Source organism: Komagataeibacter diospyri, from assembly GCF_043995075.1.
In the GTDB taxonomy this organism is placed as follows: domain Bacteria; phylum Pseudomonadota; class Alphaproteobacteria; order Acetobacterales; family Acetobacteraceae; genus Komagataeibacter; species Komagataeibacter diospyri.
Genome location: NZ_CP171836.1, coordinates 924,110 through 945,202 on the forward strand (window position 1 = coordinate 924,110; position 21,093 = coordinate 945,202).

The window sequence follows — 21,093 nt, forward strand, 5'->3', positions numbered from 1 at the left end:
TTTAAAATAAAAAGGGAAGAAAATATGGGCAAGGAAGTTTTTCCGGTGACGGACGAAAACGTCAATTCCGATATCTGCATGGACATGCTGCAGCAGGCGCGTGATGGCGTCATTATCATTGATGACAGGAACTGCATCGTCTTTTTCAACCAGGCAGCGGAAAAACTGTGGGACTATACTGCGGCTGAAGTCATGGGGCGCAATGTCAAATGCCTTGTGCCCATGGAATACCGCGACAGACACGACGGCTTCATCGCGCATAACCGTGAAACGGGCATGAACCGCATTGTCGGCACATCGCGCGAGATCACGTTTGAAAGCAAGAACGGGGACTACGTCTCGGCCGAGATGTCAATTTCCACCGCGCTGATCGGTGCGGACAAGAAACGGTATTACATGGCTTTCATGAAGGGTGTGACCGAAGAAAGCCACCGCAAGAAACTGCTGGACCTGCAGAATACGGTCTTCCGTTCCCTGTCGGGCGACATGATGATCCAGGATGTGGCCGACCTGGTGTGTCAGGGCGTGGAGGATTTCGTGCCCAATTCCGTCGCCGTGCTGATGCTGCTGACCGCGGACAATACCCTGCAGATCCTGTCCGGGTCGGGCCTGCCGCGCCGTTTCGCCACGGCGCTGGAACACATGACGCTGACGGAAGCCGATATCGCGGCGCTGGCCAATGACCTGGATGAAGCCAGTTCCGTGGTGTGGGAAAGCTATCGCTCGGTCGGTATCTCGCTTGGGCTGCATGACTGCTGGGCTTCGGCCATCAAGGCGTCCAACGGAAAAATCGCCGGTATCCTGGCGCTGTATTCGCGCAACCAGCACAAGGTCGCGGAATGGCCCAAACGTATCGTGTCGGGGGCCGTGCCGTTCTGCGGCGTCGTGATCGAGCAGTATGAGGCACGGCAGCATATCTCCCAGCTGGCGAATTATGACCCGCTGACCGGCTTCCTCAACCGCACGTCGCTGCACAAGGTGCTGAAGTCCATGATAAGCCAGCCGGGCGACAACCGCTTCGCCGTACTGCTGCTGGACCTTGACCGCTTCCGTGACATCAATGACGCGCTGGGCCATGTGCAGGGGGATACGTTCCTGAAGGTCATTGCCGAACGGCTGAAAACGCTGTGTCGCAGCAATTACGTCCTCTCACGCGCAGGCGGGGATGATTTTGTCATCGTCATACCCAACGCGACACCGGACATGGCGGTCGATTTTACCAAGACCATCATCAAGGCCATGGAACGCCCGCTGGATGTGGCGGGAAACCAGATTTCCGCGTCCTTCAGCACCGGCATCGCGACCTTCCCCGAAAACGGGCCGGATGGGGAGTCCCTTATCAGCCATGCCGAAGTGGCCATGCGGCAGGCCAAGAAGGAAGCGCGCGGCGGCTACCGCCTGGTCAACACGATTGACAGCAAGGATGCGCAGGACCGGCTGGTACTGGGCAGCGCGCTGCGTGATTCCCTGTCCAAGGGCCTGCTCAACCTGCATTACCAGCCACAGGTCGAGGCCCGCACGGGTGAGATCTATGGCGTGGAAGCGCTGGCGCGGTGGAACCATCCCACCCTTGGCAACATCTTTCCTTCCCGCTTCATTGCCGTGGCGGAGGAAACGGGACAGATCGAGGCGATCGGCCGCTGGTCACTGGAAGAAGCCTGCCGCCAGCTTACCCTGTGGGAACGCGAGGGCGTGCATATACCCGTCGTGTCGGTCAACCTGTCGGCAGCCCATTTCCACAACCGTGGCCTTGTGCCGATGATCGCGGGACTGCTGGAAAAATACGGGCTGGCGCCTGAACGCCTGACGGTGGAAATAACCGAAAGCGTGATGATGGAGGAAAGCGAGGAGACGATGAACGTGCTGTCCTCCATTCGCAAACTGGGGGTCGGCCTGTCCATGGACGACTTTGGCACCGGCTTTTCCAGCCTGTCACGGCTGACACGCCTGCCGCTGACGGAAATCAAGATCGACCGCAGCTTCATCATGAACCTTGAAACCGACCCGAATGCGCAGGCCGTCACCACCGCCGTGATTGGCATTGGCAACCGGCTGGGCATGACGGTCGTGACCGAAGGGGTGGAAACGGAAGCCCAGTACGACCTGCTGGAAAGCCTGCATTGCGATGTGCTGCAGGGCTACCTGTTCGCCCGTCCCATGTCGGCCACCGACCTTGCGGCATGGGCGCGCCAGCCCCGCCTGCTTATGCCCGCGATGGTCAGGAAAACCGACGAAGGCAAAAAATCATGACTGCCCGCGGGCGGGGCGCGCACCGTGCGCGCGCCGCTTGCGCCACCAGATCATGACACCCGTCACCGTCAGCATGCAGACCACAATGCCTGACAGGCAGATGACGATACGACCGGCCAGCCCGGCAATTTCACCACTATGCCATTGCGGCTGCACCTGCATCACCAGATTGCCCAGCCTGCCCTGACCGGGGATAGTGCCATCAGTGACCTGCCCGGTTGCGAGGTCGATGGTCACCATCGGGCTACCAAGGCCCGCAGGCTCCGTCCCATCATTGCTGAACAGATAGAACAGGGCAGTCCCCCCATCGGGATCCAGCAGCACGGCGGCCGGTTTTTCAGCCCGGCCATGGGCGTGTACAAAATCCGCCGCCAGACGTTCGGCCTGCGCAACCGTGACCGGACGGGGCGGGGACGGCCCATCCGTCACCGGCGGGGCCACTGGCAGGATGGCCCGCACCACGGGGTTGAACACCTGATCTTCCAGCGCCAGCGCTACCCCACTTATGGCAATGCCCAGCAGCACGACCCACAGCCATAGCGAGACGGCGCGGTGCAGGTCGAACACGATGCGTATGGATGAACGGGCAGGGGAAATGGTCCACGTTTTACCCCATCGCCGCCAGAAGCCGGCCCGCCAGACAGGCTGGTGCAGCGGAAATGTCAGGATCAGGCCCACCACGCAGTCAATCGACCACAAGACAGCCGACAGCCCCATGATCCACAGGCCGATCCGGCCCAGATCAAGGGAATAGTGGATGCGGTAGATAAAGGACATGAGCGCACGGCGGTTGATGCAACATCCCTCCGACGGGCGCATGCCCTGTATCCGCCCTGTAGCGGGATCAAGGAACATCTGGTTTTCAACCGGTTCCGCAGCTCCCGGCGCCGCCTCGGCCGCATAGACCTCGACCGCGCGTCCCGCCGGGGGACGATACAGCACGGCGGTCACCCGCGCCGCAGGCCGCTGCGCCTGCACGCGCGACAGGACGGCGGAAAGCGGCAGGGGCCGGTCAGTTGTGGTCGCGCGGAACAGGTCGGGGTTGAGGGCCGCGTCAATTTCCCCCCGGAACACGCTGATACTGCCGCTCAACCCCGCGATGAACAGCACACCGGACAGCAGCAGCCCCACATACCGATGCAGGCACACAAGGACCGGGCGCAGGGTTTTCAGGGTCGGAACAGCCATGTGCCCCGGCTTGGCACGCCGGTTGCCAACGGGCAATAGGAGAAAATAAGACGCGTTCGCATATATATCCTGCAATTCCATGTTACGTATCGAAACATCACGGCGCGGTTCTTTTATTGATAATCATTCTTAAATCGGTCTACAGGAAACCACGTACCCCCGCCACGGGGGCGCTGGCGTATGCTGTGTCAAGGAACCTTAAGGCCGTGGCGTCGACCGATCACCTTCTGGAAGCCTATCTGGAAAACCGACCGCGCTTCATCTCGCTTGCCACATCCATGGTCGGGTGCAGGGCACAGGCGGAAGATATTGTCCAGGACGCCTTCGTTCAGGTGGCCAGCGCCCGGCGGCGGGGGACTGTCTTCAACCCCATGGCCTACCTGACCACCATCGTACGGCATCTGGCTCTGGATCACCTGCGCGCCGCGCGCAGGCAGGTGCCGACCCAGATCGACCATTCACTGCTGGCCGATACGGGGGCGGGGTCCGTCTCGCCCGAAGCACAGTTCGGGCACCGTCAGGACCTGCACACGGTGGCGGGCGTGCTGGACAACCTGCCGCCACGTACCCGTCGCGCGTTTGAGATGTATCGCGTCAGTGGGTATACACTGCACGAAATCGCAACCGTTCTGGGCGTTTCCACCACCCGCGTTCACAAGATGATCCAGAATGCGCTGGTCGCCTGCGCCACGGCCCTGCCGGATATGGAGCCGTAAAGATTTTTCCCCAGCCGTTGAAAAACAGGTCCCTGCCGCGTCCCTGTTCAGCAGGGCACGTTCAGCGCCTCCGGCGCAGAACGAAAGGAAATGGAACCCGATGAGCGCACGACCGACGCAGGGCGCGGATACGGCCATGGCGGAAGCCGCCGCATGGAAAATCCGCCTGAATGACGCACCGCATGACAGGGCGCTACAGACGGAATTCGCGGCATGGCGCGCACAGGATGCACGAAATGACCGGGCGTGGCGCAGGATGGAACGCGTATGGGCCGCAACCGGCGCACTGGCAGACAATGCCACCCACCATGTCCGCCCCGCCATCCCGGCAACATCGTCCACAGGCAGGCCACGCATCGCCGCCACGCGGCGATGGCCCCGGCGGGTGGCGGTCTGCGCCATGGTGGCGGCCGCGGCCTGTGTGGGGGCGTTCGCCACACCCGATCTGATGGTCCGTCTGCAGGCTGATTATTACACGAAAACAGGCGAGACCCGCTCGGTCAGCCTGCCCGACGGGTCCAGCGTGACGCTGGCCGGGCACTCCGCCATCGCCCTGCATTATGCGCGGCAGGAAAGGGGGGTGACGCTGCTGGCGGGCGAGGCGTTTTTCAACGTCGTGCATGACAGCCAGCGCGGGTTTTCCGTGACGGCCGACAACGTGACCGCCCGCGATATCGGCACCGCCTTCGATATCCGGATCACCGGTCCCCATGTGACTGTCGCGGTACGCGAAGGGATCGTGAGTGTGGCGCGCCCGTCGACCCCCGCGCTGCACCTGACGGCGGGGCAGCAATGGACGTTAAATTCCACCACCGGGCAGGCGCAGCGAAGCGCGGTTGACCCGGAGGATGTCGGCGCATGGCGGTCGGGCCAGATGGTGCTGAACGGCGTCCCCCTGTCCGAAGCAGTGGAGATGCTGGGACGCTACTATCCCGGCATTATCGTAACCCGCGGACTTGAACGCGATATCACGCCGGTGGGCGGGATCTATGACCTGCATCACCCGAAGGAAGCACTGGAAGCCCTGTGCGCACTGCATGGGGGCAGGCTGGTGTCGCTGCCTGCGGGGTTCGTGCTGGCTGAAGCCGCCCCGAAAACGCCCTGATCACCCCGGCATGGGCGGCCTGATCATTTTTTTGCAAAAAAAAGTTCGCCCCCCGTTAAAAAAAATTCGTCTCAACGGACATGAAGATACGCGAATGCAATTCGTTTGCATCTTTTGCCAACCGTCCGCCCGTGAGACCAGACCATGCCGTGTGTTTTTCCGCCGTGCCGCCACAGGGGCATCCGGCAGTCCCGCAATACTCTGCTGGGCGGCTACTCCGCCCTGATGTTCGTTGCGTGGGCAGCGGCCGGGCATCCGGCCGCTGCCGCACCGGTCGGGGAAAACCTCGCCACCACGTCGGCGCCCACGGAGCACTTTGACATCCCTTCCCAGCCCCTGTCCCATGCGCTGTCAGCCTTTGGTGCGCGGACGGGCATGCAGATCGCATTTGACAGCGCCACGGTTGCAGGCGCGCGATCAGGAGCGGCTACCGGCCAGATGACCGCGGAACAGGCGTTGTCCAGCCTGCTGTCCGGCACGGGCGTCACCTATCGCAGGACTGGCGCGCATTCCATCGCCCTGATCCGCACCGCCACCCCCATTTCGCTTGATCCGGTGCGGGTGGAAGGACAGCAGGAAAACGCAGGCCACAGGGCAGCGCGGGAGGAGCAGATCGCGGTTTACGCCACCTCTGGCCGCGCAGGGCTGGTGCCCAAGGCGTCCAGTGCCGCCACCAAGACTGATACGCCCCTGATAGAAACCCCGGAATCCATATCCATCGTAACCCGCGCGCAGCTGGACCAGCAGAACGCCCGCACCATTACCGAAGCCCTGCGGTATAATGCCGGTGTGTCGGGCGATGTGGCTTCGGGCTACACCACGCGGTTCGACATGGTCGAAATCCGTGGCTTTCAGGGGGCCGCGGGCGCGGATGAATTTGTTGACAACCTGCGCCTGTTCAACGGCGCCTATTACGCCACACAGCAGATCGACCCCTACCTGCTGGACCGCATCGATATCCTCAAGGGCCCGCCATCGGTCCTGTATGGCCAGTCCAATCCCGGCGGGGCGATCGTACTGACCACGAAACAGCCGACGGCAGCACCCGTCCACTCCGTCTCGGTCGAAGGGGGAACATATGGCTACGTGCGCGGCACCGCCGATTTCGGCGGGCGGATCGACCGCGATGGCAAGTGGCTGTACCGCGTGGCCGCAACCGCCACCACGTCCGGCACGCAGGACGAACACACCCGCAACGAACGTTTTGGCGTCCTGCCATCCCTGTCATGGACGCCCAATGACCGGCTGACCATGACGCTGTCCGCCTTCTGGCAGCGTGACCCGCGTGGGGGCAATTTTGACACCGCCCCCCTGCAGGGCACCATCCTGCCCAACCCGAACGGCAAGATTTCGGACCATTTCTATCCCGGCGATCCGAATTTCGAGACCTACAAGCGCACCCAGACGGCGGTCAATTACCACCTGAGCTACCGCATCGCCCCCAACTGGACCTTCAAGTCGTTTGCCCGTTACGCGAATGTGGGGGCGTTTTTCCAGCAGGTATCTTCTGGCGGGATGCTGGATGATGACAACCGCACGCTGGAACGTGCGGCCTACGGGTCGGAGGAGCATTTCGACACGATCACGGTGGAAGAACAGATTCTGGGCCATTTCCGCACTGGCCCGGTCAGGCACAACGTGATCGTTGGCGGCAACTGGCAGAACATCCGTGATTCCGCCAACCTGTATTACGGCGATGCCCCTTCGCTGGATGTCTTTTCCCCCACCTACGGGCAGAGCATTGGCAAGCTGGACCTGTATGAAGCCCAGAGCATCACCACCAATCAGGAAGGCATATATGGCGAGGACCAGATGACATGGGGCAGGCTGCATGTGCAGGGCGGCGTGCGCCACGACTGGTCCACCATCGATACCCGTGACCAGACCGATGGTGGCGGCAGCTTCAACCAGGCGGATCAGGCCACGACGTGGCGCGGCGGCATCCTGTATGCCTTCCCCATCGGGCTTTCACCCTATTTCCATTACGCGGAATCCTTCCAGCCCGCGAACAACCTGTCGTTCAACGGCACGCCGTTCAAGCCGACCCGGGGGCGGCAGTTCGAGGTGGGGCTGAAATACCAGCCGCACGGTTTCAACGGTTTTTTCACGCTGGCGCTGTATGACCTCAAGCAGAGCAACGTGCTGGTCACCGACCCGGTCCATATCGATTTCTATACCCAGACCGGGGGCATCCGTTCGCGCGGGATCGAACTGGAAGCCCATGTCGACCTGACACGCAACCTGAACATCATCGCGGCCTATACCTATCAGGACGTGGCCTATACGCGCGGCAGTGGCGACCTGACGGGGGAACGCCCGATCGCGGTGCCCAAGCAGACGTTCTCGGTCTGGGGGCATTATGACCTGCGCAACGGTCCGCTGCGTGGGCTGGGGTTCGGCGCGGGCGTGCGGTACAACGGCAATACGCTGGTGGACAACACGCTGGAATATGTCACACCCAGCTATGTGCTGGTCGATGCGCAGGCCCAGTATGCGCTGGACGCCGTGGCGCCACGGATGAAGGGCATGCTGTTTCAGGTCACGGCGCAGAACCTGCTGAACCAGCGGTACTATCCCGGCTGCGCGGGTGCCGATACCGGCTGCTATATCGGCGCAAACCGCAATGTGATCGGGAAAGTGACCTATAGCTGGTAAGGCGCGGATTGCGGCCAGACAATGGCCATAACGGCAGGGGACCGGAGCCGTGACGGCGGCCCGGTGCCCCGCTTTTTATCAAACTATCCGCGCACTGGATCATTAACCGTCATGCACAGGCCACCGCGCACCCCGCGCGGCGCGGCACGACAATCCCATGCATGAAACGGAAAAGATACCATGAGCAGGACCATCCTTGTTACCGGCGCTGGAACGGGATTCGGCAGGGAAATCGCCTTACGGCTGGCCGCGCGGCAGTGGACAGTTATCGCGGGTGTTGAAATCCCGTCCCAGATCTTTCAGCTGGAACATGAGGCCGAACAGCGCGGCGTGGCATTGCAGGTTGAAAAGCTGGATGTAACCAGTGCCGCAGACCGCGCCCGGTTCAGCATGCTGGATGTTGACGTAATCCTCAATAACGCAGGCATCGGGGAAGGCGGGTCCATGGTCGACATACCCGAAGAACACCTGCGCAGGCAGTTCGAGGTCAACGTGGTCGGCCCGGTGCTTCTGACGCAGGGTATTGCAAAACGCATGGCGACACGCAGGGCAGGGAAGATCGTTTTCATGTCGTCATGCGCGGGGCTGACCTCGGACCCGTTTACCGGGGCCTATTCCGCATCGAAACATGCCATCGAGGCGATTGCCGAAGCACTGGGCAAGGAACTGCAGGAATTCGGTGTCGCTGTGGCGACGGTCAATCCCGGCCCGTTCCTGACGGGTTTCAATGACCGTATCTTCGATTCATGGAAAAGCTGGGGAAAAAGCCAGTCGGACAACCTGTTCGATTATGAACACATTGCCTATCCCTACAAACAGTTTGACATCAAGCCGGTTGTCGATACCACGATAGGCGTAATCGAAGGCACGATTGACACCTACCGCAACGTTGAACCCAAACAGAACATCGAAATGCAGCGCAAGGAAATGGACGCCGCATGGACCCGGAAATCCAGCGAGAATCTGGGCAAACGGTTCCCGCTGGTTGAAACCACCTATGAAATGCGGCCAGGGACACCGGTGGATAAATAACGGGGCGCGACAATAAAGGTTTTTCGGGTGCCGTCTTTTTTAAAAGGCGGTATCTCCTGAATCTTTCTGGGGGCTGTTGGGAATTGAGTTTTCTAAAGGGCCATGATGTGTTTCAAAGACCATATGGATCGCTTCATACTGACGGATGCCCAATGGGCGAAAATGGAACCGCTGTGCCTTGGCAAGAAAATGGATCGAGGTCGCAGCGGGAAGGATAACCGCCTCTTTATCGAAGCGGTCTTATGGATAGCGCGGACCGGCAGTCCGTGGCGGGATCTGCCGACGTATTTCGGACATTGGAACTCGGTTTACTCGCGCTACAGTGACTGGATGAAAGCCGTTGTTTTCAAACGGCTTTTTGACGCTGTCTCTGACGATGCCGATATGGAATACGCGATGATTGACGGTACGGTCATTCGGGTTCATCGCCACGGCCAGGGCGCAAAAGGGGGACCCGGAATCAGGCGATAGGACGCAGTGTGACGGGGTGGTCGACCAAGATCATCGCCATGACCGACGCCCTGGGCAATCTGGTCCGCTTCACGCTTATCCCTGGCCAGCATTACGACACGGTCGGGGTTGCCCCCCTTCTCGAACCGGCGGATTTCAAGGGGATTCTCGCTGACAAAGCGTTTGACGTCCACTGGATCGTGGACGCCCTACACGCGCAAGGGGGCTGTGTGGTCATTCCCCAGCGCAAAAACCGCCTCGACAGACGCCCGTTCGATGGGGCCCTGTTCAAAGCACGCCATCTCATTGAGAACTTCTTCTGCAAGCTCAAGGAGTTCAAGCGCATCGCCATGCGCAGCGAAAAAACAGACAGATCATTCGAAGCCATGATCTATCTCGTTGGCGCAATCATCAATTCAAGATAATTCCCAACAAGCCCTGGAAAAAGCTTCATCAAAAATTTTTCGTTATTCCAGAACATTTTACAGACAGGATAGCACCACAGACACCCTCTTATCTGGATGGATATCCAGCCGATAGGCTGTAGTACTACCGGCAGGCACGTATCCTGTCGGGACAGGGCAGGGTCAAGGCGGCCAGTACGGCATCAATCGCCAGCCAGTCCCCCCGACGCGCGGTGGCCGCGACGTAACCATCAGGCCGCACCAGCCAGATGCCGTTTTCATCCGGTGGATGACAGATTTCTGGGCCCAGCACGCGGGCATGACGTGCAATCATGGCGCGGGCTTCGGCATCATCCAGCGCGGCCAGCGTAAAACGGGGCATATCGCCTGCGCCGATGATGCAATCGGTGACAAACCGCTGCCCTGGCCGTGGACCACGCAGCCCCCACGCAGAACCCCCGTTGAGGGGCGTATCATCATAACGGGTCGTCACCCCAGAAAACCGGCTGGCGATGGCGTGGCGGACCACCGGGATGCGGAACATTCCCCGCACGACCAATCCACGCAGCAGACGGGCCACGGGATTTTTTAGCAGGACAATCCGTGTCATGCGCCCCGAATCAGACAGGACCTGCCGCGCAACCGCGCTGCGTTCAATACTGTAGCTGTCCAGCAGGTCCGGGCTGGCCGCCTGCCGTTCAACAAGCGCCAGCTTCCATGCAAGGTTGAAGGCATCCTGCATGCCCGTATTCATGCCCTGGCCGCCAGCGGGACTGTGGACATGGGCCGCATCACCCGCCACGAATACCCGGCCCGCACGGTACTCGCGCACCCTGCGTTCATTGACCCTGAAATCCGACAGCCACACCGGATCAGACAGGATAACGCCACCCGGCCCGCGCTGGTCCACAATCGCCTGCACCGCCGCCAGATCCGGTGCATGCGCGGGAACCGTGCCGATATCGGCAATGATGCGGTAGCGACCGGGAATTATCGGGAAGAACATGACGGCCCCGTCAGGATGCCAGAAGATCGCCAGTTCATCCGGGGCCATGGCAAGACCCACAACATGCACGTCAGCAATGATAAAGCCCGTTGCCAGCGTATCCCCGCCAAATACCAGCCCGAGCCTGCGGCGGACAAGGGAATGGGCGCCATCACAACCGATCAGCCAGCCAGCCTCCATGCGCGTGCTTTTACCATCAGCCAGCCTGACGGTGCAGGATACCCCATTCCCGGTATCAACAAAATCCGTCAGTTCCGTATTGCGCTCGACTATGCCGCCAAGGGTCTGGAAATGCGCCTCCAGCAGCCGTTCGGTTTCCGGTTGCGGGATCATCAGCAGATACCGGAATGGCGACGTAATATCTCCAAATGTAATACGGGCCAGCACGTCATGACCGGAACGGATGCCAACGGCCTGTGCATGCAGCCCGCCTGCCGCGAACGCATCGGCACAGCCTGCGGCATCCAGCAGTTCAAGGGTTCGTGGCCAGATGGCAAGGGCTCTGGATTGGTCGGTGCGCGCGGCCGTACTGTCGATCAGCCTGACGGGTATGTGGTACCGTGCAAGCTCGGCAGCCATGGTCAGGCCGACCGGCCCGGCACCAACGACAAGAACAGGCTTCGACATGGGTTCCGTCCGCAGGGGAAAGTGCCTATCCCGACACACGCACACCCAACCGCGCGATGCGTCAATGGTTGCCGGACGACCTGAATATCGCGCGGGGAAGGGTCGGCAAGCTGGCACCGGGCATGACCAAGCCGTTCCCATGTCGTGGAAAACGCCATGGGCACACCCGTCACCCGGCCCATGCCCGGCTTTTGCCCCTGCCTACGGAGGTTTCTGCGGGAAGCGGCTGCCTGGCATCTGGCAGCCACCGCTCAGGGCGAAACGCCATTGCGGGAAGATACCGGAACACAGGGGATAATCCAGACATGGCCATGCCTGCTGTCAGTTTTTTATCATCACCACGCCCGCTTCTTGTATGGGATTGCCCTTCTCGAACCGATCCAGCGCGAATGGCCGCAGGATTTCGTCCACCTGTCCCTTCGCAATGGCTTTCGCCATAAGCAGTCCGGCCCCCGGGGCGCCAGCAAAGCCATAGGACCAGCCTGCGCTGAACCACAGGTCCCGGACCCGTGGATGCTGCCCCAGCAGGGGGGCAAGATCGGATGAGATATGTAACAGCCCGGCCCATTGCCGCAGGATCCGTATATCCGCAAGCTGGGGAAACAGACGAGTATAGACACGGGCCATGGCCGCCATGGCCGGCACATCGGCGCGCAGGTTTGTCTGTGGTGTTTCGGGCACTTCCGTTCCCCCCACCACTTCGCCACGTGCTGTCTGGTGGAAATAGGCCAGACTGTCGATCAGCGCCAGCGCCGGGCCGATAAGCGGCCGCATGGGTTCCAGCGCCATCGCCTCGATGGGCATCATGTAGCCATCAATTTCGGCCTGTGCGTACCGGGCCAGTTCGGGCGACTGGGGACCCGCCGCGATAACGACCGTATCGCAACGGATCAGGTGGTCATTGACATACACCCCACGCACGCTGTGATCATGCATGTCAAACCCCGTTATGGCGGTCCGATAGCGCACCTCAATGCCTTTTTCCCCGCACGCATGCAGATATCCCTTCATCACGCTATGGTGGGGGGCCATGCCCCCGCGGGGCTGGTGCAGGGCAGCCGTCACATATTCCAGAAAAGCGGCATGGATTACGCCCTGCATCATTATACACGACCAGAGGAAACCAGCGCGTTCAAGGCAATATTGTCACCCTACGATCAATCAAGGATAAGGGTAAATGAAGGACGGCAGAACGCGGTTTCATCATTAAGCATGCTGCTGGAACGGGAGCCGATTACGTCCCACCTGTATGTCTGCGGGCCGGACAGTTTTATGGAATGGGTCCGCCAGACTGCGGCCGAGGCTGGATACGTTACGGCAAAAGTTCATTCTGAACGCTTTGTCTCACCCGCAGGTGGTCGCGTGTTTGAGGTCAGACTGGCGCGCAGCGGAAAAACCATTACGGTCGGAACGGATGAAACGCTGCTTGAAGCATTGGAGAACGCAGGCATTGCCGCTCCATGCCTGTGCAGGGGAGGAGCATGTGGCATGTGTCGCGTGGCGGTGATTGATGGCAGGCCGGACCACAGGGATCATGTCCTGACCGCAGATGAACGTGATGGTGGTAACGTCATACTGACCTGCGTTTCAAGATCCATGTCCCCGACACTGACACTTGATCTGTAAAGAACGGATTGAATAGCGAGTAAAAAAGCATGAGCATCGACACCACGTTCAGGTCGGCAGGCAGTTACCGTGCGCCCTATCTTCTGGAAAATAGCGATGCTGCGATCCTGCGCTTTCCGTTCCCGTTTCCCGAAGATACCTACATGTATTCCATGAATATCGAGCCGCATGTAAAGGCGGGGGAGGTTGATTCACTACGTCGGACCTTTGACGTGGATGAACATTATGTCGTGGAGTGTCAGGAAAAGGCACGTATCCTGTCCGAAGACCCCAAACGATGCATCGTACTGCCCCACATGCAAGAAGCAGAGTGGGATTTCATTGAACTGGCAATGAACAGCCTGTCGGAAGACTATCCCGACCTGTTTCACCTTTCGCGTGATGGCATGCGATGGCACTGGATCAACCGGCCCCTGAATATCGACCAGCATTTTGTTTTTGGGGATGCGGGCACACTACCCTATGCACCGTTTGAATTCATGGCCCGACAGATGCAGGGAGATTTCACCCTGCAGGACCAGAGGGACAATGACCTGTGGATGGATGGCGGAATGGTCACATCCCAGGCGGACTGGTCCCTGAAATTTGATCTGGGCATGTCATTCAAGCAATGGCATGCCCCCGTACCCAAAGCAGGAGAAATGGGCATATTTGACCGAGGACTACGATTTTTATTGATGTTGCAGCATGGTATGCCGGTCCGTCGCCTGAACTGGACCATGACAATCAACCCACGCCTTGATACATCCCCGGAAAATTTCACCATCTGGGGCAGGGATCGAACAGTCGTCACTGACGACAATGCCAAAGATCTGGTACATTTACGGGTGGAATTGCAGACATTATTTCGCCTGCCACGTTCCAATGCCATTCTATTCGCGGTCCGCTGTTATCTTCTGCCGTTACGTGATATTGCGTTAGTACACAAATGGCGCATTCGCCTGCATCGTGTCCTGCGCGACCTTGATCCAGCCCTGTCAGCTTATAAAGGGCTGGACCTGTACCGCGCTCATGCCGTTCATTACCTGTCTCAGTTTGATAATAATGAACTGACATCAAAAGGCATAAGCCCGGATCAGGATATTATTGTTCATATGTAATTTCTTATTGATAACAGGCATTATTTCTCATGAGGGATTGAGCCGACCATTGGCTATGACCTTATGCCTGCCATATGTTTCTGGACGTGCTCTCACCGGGCTGCATACATACGGGCAAGACATCATCCAAAGATGCCTCTGGTAATTTACCATATAGTAAACCCGGCATCGACATTGACAATGGCCCCGGTCATCAGGCTGGCGGCGTCCGATGCCAGAAACTGCACGACCGAAGCGACCTCGTCTGGCTGGCCCACGCGGTGCATGGGCGTGCCATCCAGCCATGCGGCATACAGGCGCGGATTTTCCATGCCAAATCGGGTCAGGGTCGTCTCGATATAGGTGGGGGCCACCGCGTTTACCCGTATCCCGCGCATGGCCCATTCTGCTGCAAGCGAACGTGTATACTGATGCACGCCTGCCTTTGATGCGTTATAGGCCGCCTGTTCCTGCGGGCGGTTGACGATCTGGCCCGACATGGATCCGATATTCACGATCGTGCCGTGACCCTGTTCCAGCATGATGCGACCAAATGCCCGACAACAGCGGAAAATGCCGTTGAGGTTGATATCGACCTGTTTCAGCCACTGCGCATCCGTCATGTCTTCGGCCCGGACTTCGGAAATGCAGATCCCGGCACTGCAGACCAGTATATCAACACGGCCTTCCTCGGTCCCGATGCGTGCAGCGCAGGCATCCACCTGTCCCGTATCGGTTACGTCAAGCGCCATGGCCGATACATTCAGCCCCTGCGCTGCCAGTTCGGCCACGGCGTGTGCCGCAAGTTCCGTATCACGATCGGCAATGACGACGCGGGCACCGAATTCCGCCAGCGCCGTAACACAGGCCAGACCAATATTCTGCGCGCCGCCGGTGACAACCGCGACACGTCCGTCAAGACGGAGTTTTTCCGTATACATATGTCTATATCCTGAACAGGAAAGTCGTTTTTCATGCACCCGCAAGCAGCGGATGGTCCGTACTGAGGGCCAGCGCCATACCGTCTGCGTCAAACAGATGGCAGTGTTCTTCCTCAAACGTCATGCGTATGGGGGTATCGGCATGGTCTGCATTGTCTCCGCCCGTCTGCACGACAATCATCTGTCCGTCAGGCAGGCGCACATGCAGGAGCGTGACAGCCCCCAGCCGCTCGCTGATCTCGATCACGCCCTGTACTGCGCCTTGCGGGTCAATGCGGATATGTTCGGGTCGAATGCCCAGCGTAGCAGGTGCACCTGCTTCCAGCCCCGTCTGTTGCGTGGGGATGGACACGCTGAGCGTTTCCGTCCGTACCTGCACACTCCCTTCAGGTGTTTGGGCGTTGATGGTAACGGGCAGCAGGTTCATGGGAGGGGACCCCATGAAACGTGCGACAAACAGGTTGCGCGGCCGGTGATAGAGTTCCAGCGGGGTGCCGATCTGCTCCACGACACCTTTGTTAAGGACCACGATCCTGTCGGCCATGGTCATGGCCTCCACCTGGTCATGGGTTACATAGATTGTGGTCGCGCCCAACCGCCGGTGCAGGCTGGCCAGTTCCACGCGCATCTGCCCACGCAGTGCGGCGTCGAGATTGGACAGCGGTTCATCGAACAGGAAGACCCTGGGATTGCGCACGATCGCGCGTCCGATCGCAACACGCTGCCGCTGCCCACCCGAAAGCTGGCCCGGCTTGTGATCAAGATAGGGATCAAGCTGCAGAATGCGCACCACATCACCGATACGCTGCCGCCGCTCGGCTTCGGGCATGCCGGCAAGCCGCAGCGAAAACTCCATGTTGCGGTAGACATTCATGTGCGGATATAGCGCATAGGACTGAAAGACCATTGCCAGGCCGCGTCGTGCGGGTTCGGTGTCGTTCACCCGTTGCCCGTCAATCAGCAGGTCGCCAGCACTGATATCCTCCAATCCCGCGATCATGCGCAGCAGGGTGGACTTGCCGCACCCTGAAGGGCCGACAAAGACGATGAATTCCCGCTCGGCAATGACAAGCGATACACCCTTGATGATTTCCTCATGCAGATAGGTCTTGCGCAGATTACGCAGTTCTACTGTCGCCATGGTATGTTCCTGTTGCTGCCGCGCGGGCTGCCCGCCCCGGTTCTATTTCACCGCCCCGAATGTCAGGCCGCGCACAAGCTGTTTCTGGCTGACCCAGCCAAAGACCATGATGGGCGCCACCGCCAGCGTGGAGGCCGCTGACAGCTTGGCGAAAAACAGTCCTTCAGGTGACGAGAAGGACGCAATGAACGTGGTCAGCGGTGCTGCGATGGAGGAAGTCAGGTTCAGTGACCAGAAGGTTTCATTCCAGCACAGGATCAGGGAAAGCAGTCCGGTCGAGGCGATGCCCGGCAGCGCCAGCGGCATAAGCACCTGTGTTACTTCCTGCCAGCGTGTCGCCCCGTCCATCCGCCCGGCCTCCAGTATGGCGACAGGCACTTCCCTGAAAAAAGTATAAAGCATCCATACCGTAATGGGCAGGTTGGTCAGCATGTAGATCACGATCAGCCCTGTCCGGCTATCCAGCAGGCCAGTGGCGCGGGCCAGCAGATAGATCGGTACCAGCACCCCGACCGAAGGCAGCATGCGGGTGGACAGCATCCATAACAGGGTCATGCGCGTGCGCGGCCCCGGCAGAAACGCCATGGCATAGGCGGCGGGAACGGAGACAAGCAGGGCCACAACGGTTGCCATGGCCGAAATCACGACGCTGTTGGTGGCGAAATGCCAGTAATTCTCCCGCGCGAATACGTCCTGATAACTTGAAATCGTGGGACTGAAGAAGAAATGCGGCGGTGTGGAGATGGCGTCAGGCTCACTCTTGAAGCCCGTCAGGACCATCCACAGGATCGGGAAAAACATCCATAATGCAATGCCCCAGGCCAGAACGGTAATTGCGGCATGGCGTATGTGTGTGCTGGTTCTTGCCATGTCAGGTCTCCAGATTGCGGGCCACGGCACGTAGCAGGAAGGCAGCCACGACATTCGCGACGACAATGGCCACGACCCCGCCAGCCGAGGCGCCACCCACATCGAACTGCAACAGGGCGCGTGAATAGATGAGAAACGCGAGATTGGTGGAGGCGACACCGGGCCCACCTGCCGTAGTGACCGAGATTTCGGCGAATACGGTCAGCAGGAAAATGGTCTCGATCATGATCACGACAGTAATCGCACGCGACAGGTGGGGCAGGGTGATGTTGATGAACTGCGCCACCATGCCCGCGCCGTCCATGCGCGCGGCTTCCTTCTGTTCCGTATCAAGCGACTGGATGGCGGTCAGCAGGATCAGGACCGCAAAGGGCAGCCATTCCCATGCCACGATCATCACCAGCGTTGCCAGCGGGTAGCGTGACAGCCAGTCGACCGGTGTCAGGCCCACAGCCCGCATCATGGCAGAATACACGCCATAGATCGGGTGCAGCATAAGGTTCTTCCACAGCAGGGCGGCAACCGTAGGCATTATGAAGAACGGGGAGATGACCAGAATACGGGCAATGCCGCGTCCTGCGAACTCCTCATTATACAGGACCGCCAGCAGCGTTCCCAGCCCCACCGATATGGCCAGCACGCCGCCAACCAGAATGGCCGTGTTTTCCAGCGATGTCATGAAATCCGGATCGGTCAGCAGGTACCAGTAATTATTGATGCCCGCAAAACCCTGCTGGGTCGGGTCCACCAGATTGTAGTTACGCACGGAATACCACAGCGTCATGAGCAGCGGCACCACCGACCATACCAGCAGCAGTACGATCGCGGGGGACTGCAGCACGAAACCCTGCAGGCGTCGGCTGCGGGCGGCGCTGGCAGCGGGACGGGCCATTACGGATGGATGTACTGCCACTTTGTCCATCTTCGCCCCCTTAATGCAGATAACCGGACTGGCGCATGGTACGTGTCACGGCAGCTTGTGCGCCAGCCAGCGCCTGTTCGACCGTCATCTGGCCCGACAGCGTTGCCGCAACGCTCTGGCCAACCTGGGTGCCGATGGCCTGGAAGGGGGCGATGCCGACAAACTGCGCGCCACCATACGGGCGTGGCTGCTTTGTCTGACCATTGGGGTCAGCGGTGTCGATGGCGGTATGGACGAACGTGGCGAACGGAGCCGCCTTCTGGTAATCTGGATTGTCATAGGTGGACACACGGGTTCCCGCCGGCACCGCCACCCAGCCTTCATGCTGTGCCACAAGCTGGACATAGGCTTTGGACGTCGCCCATTCTATGAAGATGCGCGCGTCATCTGCATGTCGGGATGATGCAGGAATGGCAAGGTTCCAGCTCCACAGCCATGTCGGTCCCTTGCCGTACGGACCGGTGGGGGCGGCGGCAAAGCCGATCCTGTCCGCCACATGCGACTGTTTGGGATCAAACAGCAGGCCGCCCGCAACGGTTGAATCCACCCATATGCCGCAATGACCGCTGGCGAACAGGGCCAGGTTTTCATTAAAACCGTTTGACGTGGCGCCGGGTGGCCCGTCGGCTTTCATGGCCGATACATACCACTGCAGTGCCGCCTTCCATTCCGGGCTATCAAGCATCGGCTTCCACCCTTCGCCAAACCACTGCCCGCCAAACGTATTCACCAGCGAGGTGACATAGGCCATGTTTTCACCCCAGCCCGGCTTGCCACGCAGGCACAGGCCGTAGGTCTGACTGTCCTTATCCGTAATCCTGTCGGCATAGGTGCGGATCTGGTCATAGGTGGGGCGCTGCGGCATTGTCACCCCGGCCTTCCTGAACAGGTCGGTCCGGTAATAGGTCATGACGCTTTCCGCATAGAACGGCAGGGCATACAGCCTGGAGTCCACACTCAGCCCGGCGCGCACGGAGGGCACGATGTCATTCATATCATAATCCGGCCCGGGTTTGAGTTCAGCCAGCCATCCCTGTTTTGCCCATATCGGTACTTCGTAATTGCCAATGGTCAGGATATCGAACTGCCCCGCATGGGTTGCGATATCGGTCGTCACACGCTGGCGCAGGACATTTTCCTCCAGTGTGACCCAGTTCAGGTGAATATCGGGATGGGCTTTTTCGAATTCGCCTGACAGCCGTTTCATGATGATCATGTCACCATTATTGACCGTGGCGATTGTCAGCGTACCGGCCGCCTGCGCGCCACCGGCCACCAACATGCCAACAGCGGTCATGCAGGCCAGTATCCTGGAAGTTGCCATTACAATACCCTTTATTGATTTATTCCGGTTTTTTTGCGGTATTTGGCCTGAAAGTCCGGTGCCCGGGTTTTTCTGTAAAGCGCCACGGAAACCTTCCGGTTCCCCTGATGCCTGTCTTATTTGTTCATGATCTGCCTGTAACGGATCTGGTCAGCATACATCTGGGTAAAGACCGCATATTTTCTGGCATGAAAAGCGGCACTCCCGGCACAGGGCCGTATTTCCGCCCGTATGCGCGTCATGCTGGTCATGGCCGCCCGGATCGAGGGATATGCGCCCGCCGCTACCGCACCCAGTATCGCGCTGCCCAGCAGCACGGAATCAGGCTCTTCCGGCAGCACGATACGGCAGCCGGTGGCGTTGGCATGTTCGCGCACGAAAACGGGGTTTTTCGTCCCCCCCCCGGTTGCAACGATCGTATCGATCGCATAGCCCTGCCTGTTCAGCACTGTTATGATATCACGTGTGCCATAAGCCAGTGCCTGTATTGTCGCCAGATACAGTAATGCCAGATCATGTGCCGTGGCGCTTAGAACAAGCCCGCTGATCATGCCACGCAGGGTCGGATCGGCATGGGGGGAACGATTGCCATGGAAATCCGGCATGATGTGCAGGTCTTCCGTCAGCATGCCTGCGGGCCTGTTGCCTTCGGTTTCGGCAAGCAGGTCGTTAAGGACCTGGTAGATCGTCCTGCCTTCGTTTTCAGCCTGCTGGCGTAACGCCGGTGTGGCGGGATGGGTGGCAATGATGAAGTCGATCAGGCTGCCTGTAGCCGACTGGCCTGCTTCATTCAGCCACATGTCAGGCAGCATGGCATCACGGTAGGGCCCCCAGACACCGGATACGAAGCGGGGCAGGGAAGAAATTGCCATATGACAGCTCGACGTCCCGCCAATCAATGCCAGACGCTGGTTGAATGCAGATGGCTCGTTATCCGTCGTTCCCCCCATCACGCCAATGCCGCCCGCATGTGCATCAATGGCGGACACCGCGACCGGGGTGCCCACCGGAAGGCCAAGTTCCATGGCTGCCCGCGCGTCCAGCCCATACCCGACACGTTCGCCCAGAGCTTTGATATCCGTGCCGATGCGGCGATACCCTTCATCAGCCAGCACGCCAAGACCTATGGCCCGGAAATAAGTGTCATCCCAGCGGTTTTCATGCGCAAGGTAAGTCCATTTACATACGGTTGAACAGCGTGAGCGCGAACTGGCCCCGGTCGCGCGCCAGGTCAGGTAATCCGGCAGATCAAGGAAAAGGGCGGCATGCGCGAACACATCGGGCAGATGGCGTTTGAGCCATAACAGTTTTGGTGTTTCCATCTCGGGCGAAATCACGCCACCCACGTAACGCAGCACGTCATGATGGCCTGCATTGATCTCGGCGGCTTCGGCCATGGCACGGTGATCCATCCACAGGATCACGTCCTGCCCCGGCGCACCATCAGCATCAATGGAAAGTGGCTGTCCATCAGGACCAACCACCACCAGCGAACAGGTCGCATCAAACCCGATGCCACGTACATCCAGCGCTTCCCCGGCAGCATCCCGCGCCATGGGCATGGCGATGGCAACGCTGTCGCACACCGCACGCCATATATTAGCGGAGGACTGCTGCATGTAACCGGCGTGTGGCTGCCACGTCCGGGTTGGCGTGCTGCCTGCGCCCAGCCTGTAACCACCCAGTGTAAAAATTCCCGCACGTGCGCTGCCTGTCCCCACATCAATGCCAATGACGACATCCATCTACCTGGTCCA

The 21,093-nt window shown here is 59.7% G+C and carries 17 protein-coding genes; 8 read left to right on the forward strand and 9 right to left on the reverse strand.

Annotation, left to right across the window (positions count from 1 at the left end):
• Positions 1-24 precede the first annotated feature (24 nt).
• Positions 25-2,250 carry an EAL domain-containing protein gene (locus ACE2AA_RS04245; RefSeq protein ID WP_141259990.1) on the forward strand — a complete coding sequence of 742 codons (2,226 nt, stop codon included), beginning with the start codon at positions 25-27 and terminating at the stop codon, positions 2,248-2,250.
• On the opposite strand, the gene ACE2AA_RS04250 is transcribed toward ACE2AA_RS04245, so the two are convergent.
• Positions 2,245-3,438: a PepSY-associated TM helix domain-containing protein gene (locus tag ACE2AA_RS04250; protein ID WP_395371356.1), complete on the reverse strand. Its 1,194-nt coding sequence runs from the start codon at positions 3,436-3,438 to the stop codon at positions 2,245-2,247. The two genes, ACE2AA_RS04245 and ACE2AA_RS04250, sit on opposite strands and share 6 nt — an antisense overlap.
• Positions 3,439-3,644: 206 nt before the next feature.
• Between ACE2AA_RS04250 and ACE2AA_RS04255 the strand changes: the two genes are divergently transcribed.
• The 5 genes from ACE2AA_RS04255 to ACE2AA_RS04275 all read left to right on the forward strand — a co-directional run bounded on the left by ACE2AA_RS04255 (position 3,645) and on the right by ACE2AA_RS04275 (position 9,821).
• Complete coding sequence (locus tag ACE2AA_RS04255) at positions 3,645-4,154, forward strand: sigma-70 family RNA polymerase sigma factor (protein WP_141259988.1); 510 nt, start codon at positions 3,645-3,647, stop codon at positions 4,152-4,154.
• Between the two features lie 100 nt (positions 4,155-4,254).
• The gene (locus ACE2AA_RS04260; protein ID WP_395371358.1) at positions 4,255-5,259 is read left to right on the forward strand and encodes a FecR family protein; all 1,005 of its coding nucleotides are present in this window, start codon (positions 4,255-4,257) and stop codon (positions 5,257-5,259) included.
• 144 nt (positions 5,260-5,403) lie between these two features.
• Entirely contained in the window at positions 5,404-7,914 is a 2,511-nt protein-coding gene (locus tag ACE2AA_RS04265) for a TonB-dependent siderophore receptor (protein WP_395371360.1), read from the forward strand.
• Positions 7,915-8,094: 180 nt separating this feature from the next.
• Entirely contained in the window at positions 8,095-8,946 is an 852-nt protein-coding gene (locus ACE2AA_RS04270) for an SDR family oxidoreductase (protein WP_395371362.1), read from the forward strand.
• A 123-nt stretch (positions 8,947-9,069) separates the two neighbouring features.
• Positions 9,070-9,821 (forward strand): IS5 family transposase gene (locus ACE2AA_RS04275; protein WP_395372124.1). Its coding sequence is split into 2 segments (ribosomal slippage): positions 9,070-9,400 and positions 9,400-9,821, totalling 753 coding nucleotides; the frame shifts between segments, so codons are not numbered across the junction.
• 124 nt (positions 9,822-9,945) lie between these two features.
• Here ACE2AA_RS04275 and ACE2AA_RS04280 read toward each other — a convergent pair.
• Together ACE2AA_RS04280 and ACE2AA_RS04285 are read right to left on the reverse strand one after the other, a co-directional pair.
• Entirely contained in the window at positions 9,946-11,433 is a 1,488-nt protein-coding gene (locus ACE2AA_RS04280) for an FAD-dependent monooxygenase (protein WP_395371364.1), read from the reverse strand.
• Positions 11,434-11,754: 321 nt separating this feature from the next.
• Positions 11,755-12,537 (reverse strand): NAD(P)/FAD-dependent oxidoreductase, encoded by a 783-nt coding sequence (locus tag ACE2AA_RS04285; protein WP_395371366.1) that lies wholly within the window; start codon positions 12,535-12,537, stop codon positions 11,755-11,757.
• A gap of 108 nt (positions 12,538-12,645) precedes the next feature.
• Between ACE2AA_RS04285 and ACE2AA_RS04290 the strand changes: the two genes are divergently transcribed.
• The gene (locus ACE2AA_RS04290) at positions 12,646-13,059 is read left to right on the forward strand and encodes a flavin reductase family protein (protein ID WP_395371368.1); all 414 of its coding nucleotides are present in this window, start codon (positions 12,646-12,648) and stop codon (positions 13,057-13,059) included.
• Between the two features lie 29 nt (positions 13,060-13,088).
• Positions 13,089-14,159, forward strand: coding sequence for a DUF3445 domain-containing protein (locus ACE2AA_RS04295; RefSeq protein WP_141299219.1), 1,071 nt, complete (start codon positions 13,089-13,091; stop codon positions 14,157-14,159).
• 146 nt (positions 14,160-14,305) lie between these two features.
• Here the strand turns inward: ACE2AA_RS04295 and ACE2AA_RS04300 are convergent, their stop codons facing one another.
• The 6 genes from ACE2AA_RS04300 to ACE2AA_RS04325 form a co-directional block, all read right to left on the reverse strand.
• Positions 14,306-15,079, reverse strand: a complete 774-nt coding sequence (locus ACE2AA_RS04300) for an SDR family NAD(P)-dependent oxidoreductase (protein ID WP_141259964.1) — start codon at positions 15,077-15,079, stop codon at positions 14,306-14,308.
• Positions 15,080-15,110: 31 nt separating this feature from the next.
• Positions 15,111-16,220 (reverse strand): ABC transporter ATP-binding protein, encoded by a 1,110-nt coding sequence (locus tag ACE2AA_RS04305; RefSeq protein WP_395371369.1) that lies wholly within the window; start codon positions 16,218-16,220, stop codon positions 15,111-15,113.
• Between the two features lie 42 nt (positions 16,221-16,262).
• Entirely contained in the window at positions 16,263-17,090 is an 828-nt protein-coding gene (locus ACE2AA_RS04310) for a carbohydrate ABC transporter permease (RefSeq protein WP_141299213.1), read from the reverse strand.
• Position 17,091: 1 nt separating this feature from the next.
• Entirely contained in the window at positions 17,092-18,012 is a 921-nt protein-coding gene (locus tag ACE2AA_RS04315; RefSeq protein WP_227000621.1) for a carbohydrate ABC transporter permease, read from the reverse strand.
• A 10-nt stretch (positions 18,013-18,022) separates the two neighbouring features.
• Positions 18,023-19,309 carry a sugar ABC transporter substrate-binding protein gene (locus ACE2AA_RS04320; RefSeq protein WP_227002354.1) on the reverse strand — a complete coding sequence of 429 codons (1,287 nt, stop codon included), beginning with the start codon at positions 19,307-19,309 and terminating at the stop codon, positions 18,023-18,025.
• 143 nt (positions 19,310-19,452) lie between these two features.
• Complete coding sequence (locus tag ACE2AA_RS04325; protein ID WP_395371371.1) at positions 19,453-21,081, reverse strand: FGGY-family carbohydrate kinase; 1,629 nt, start codon at positions 21,079-21,081, stop codon at positions 19,453-19,455.
• Positions 21,082-21,093 lie beyond the last annotated feature (12 nt).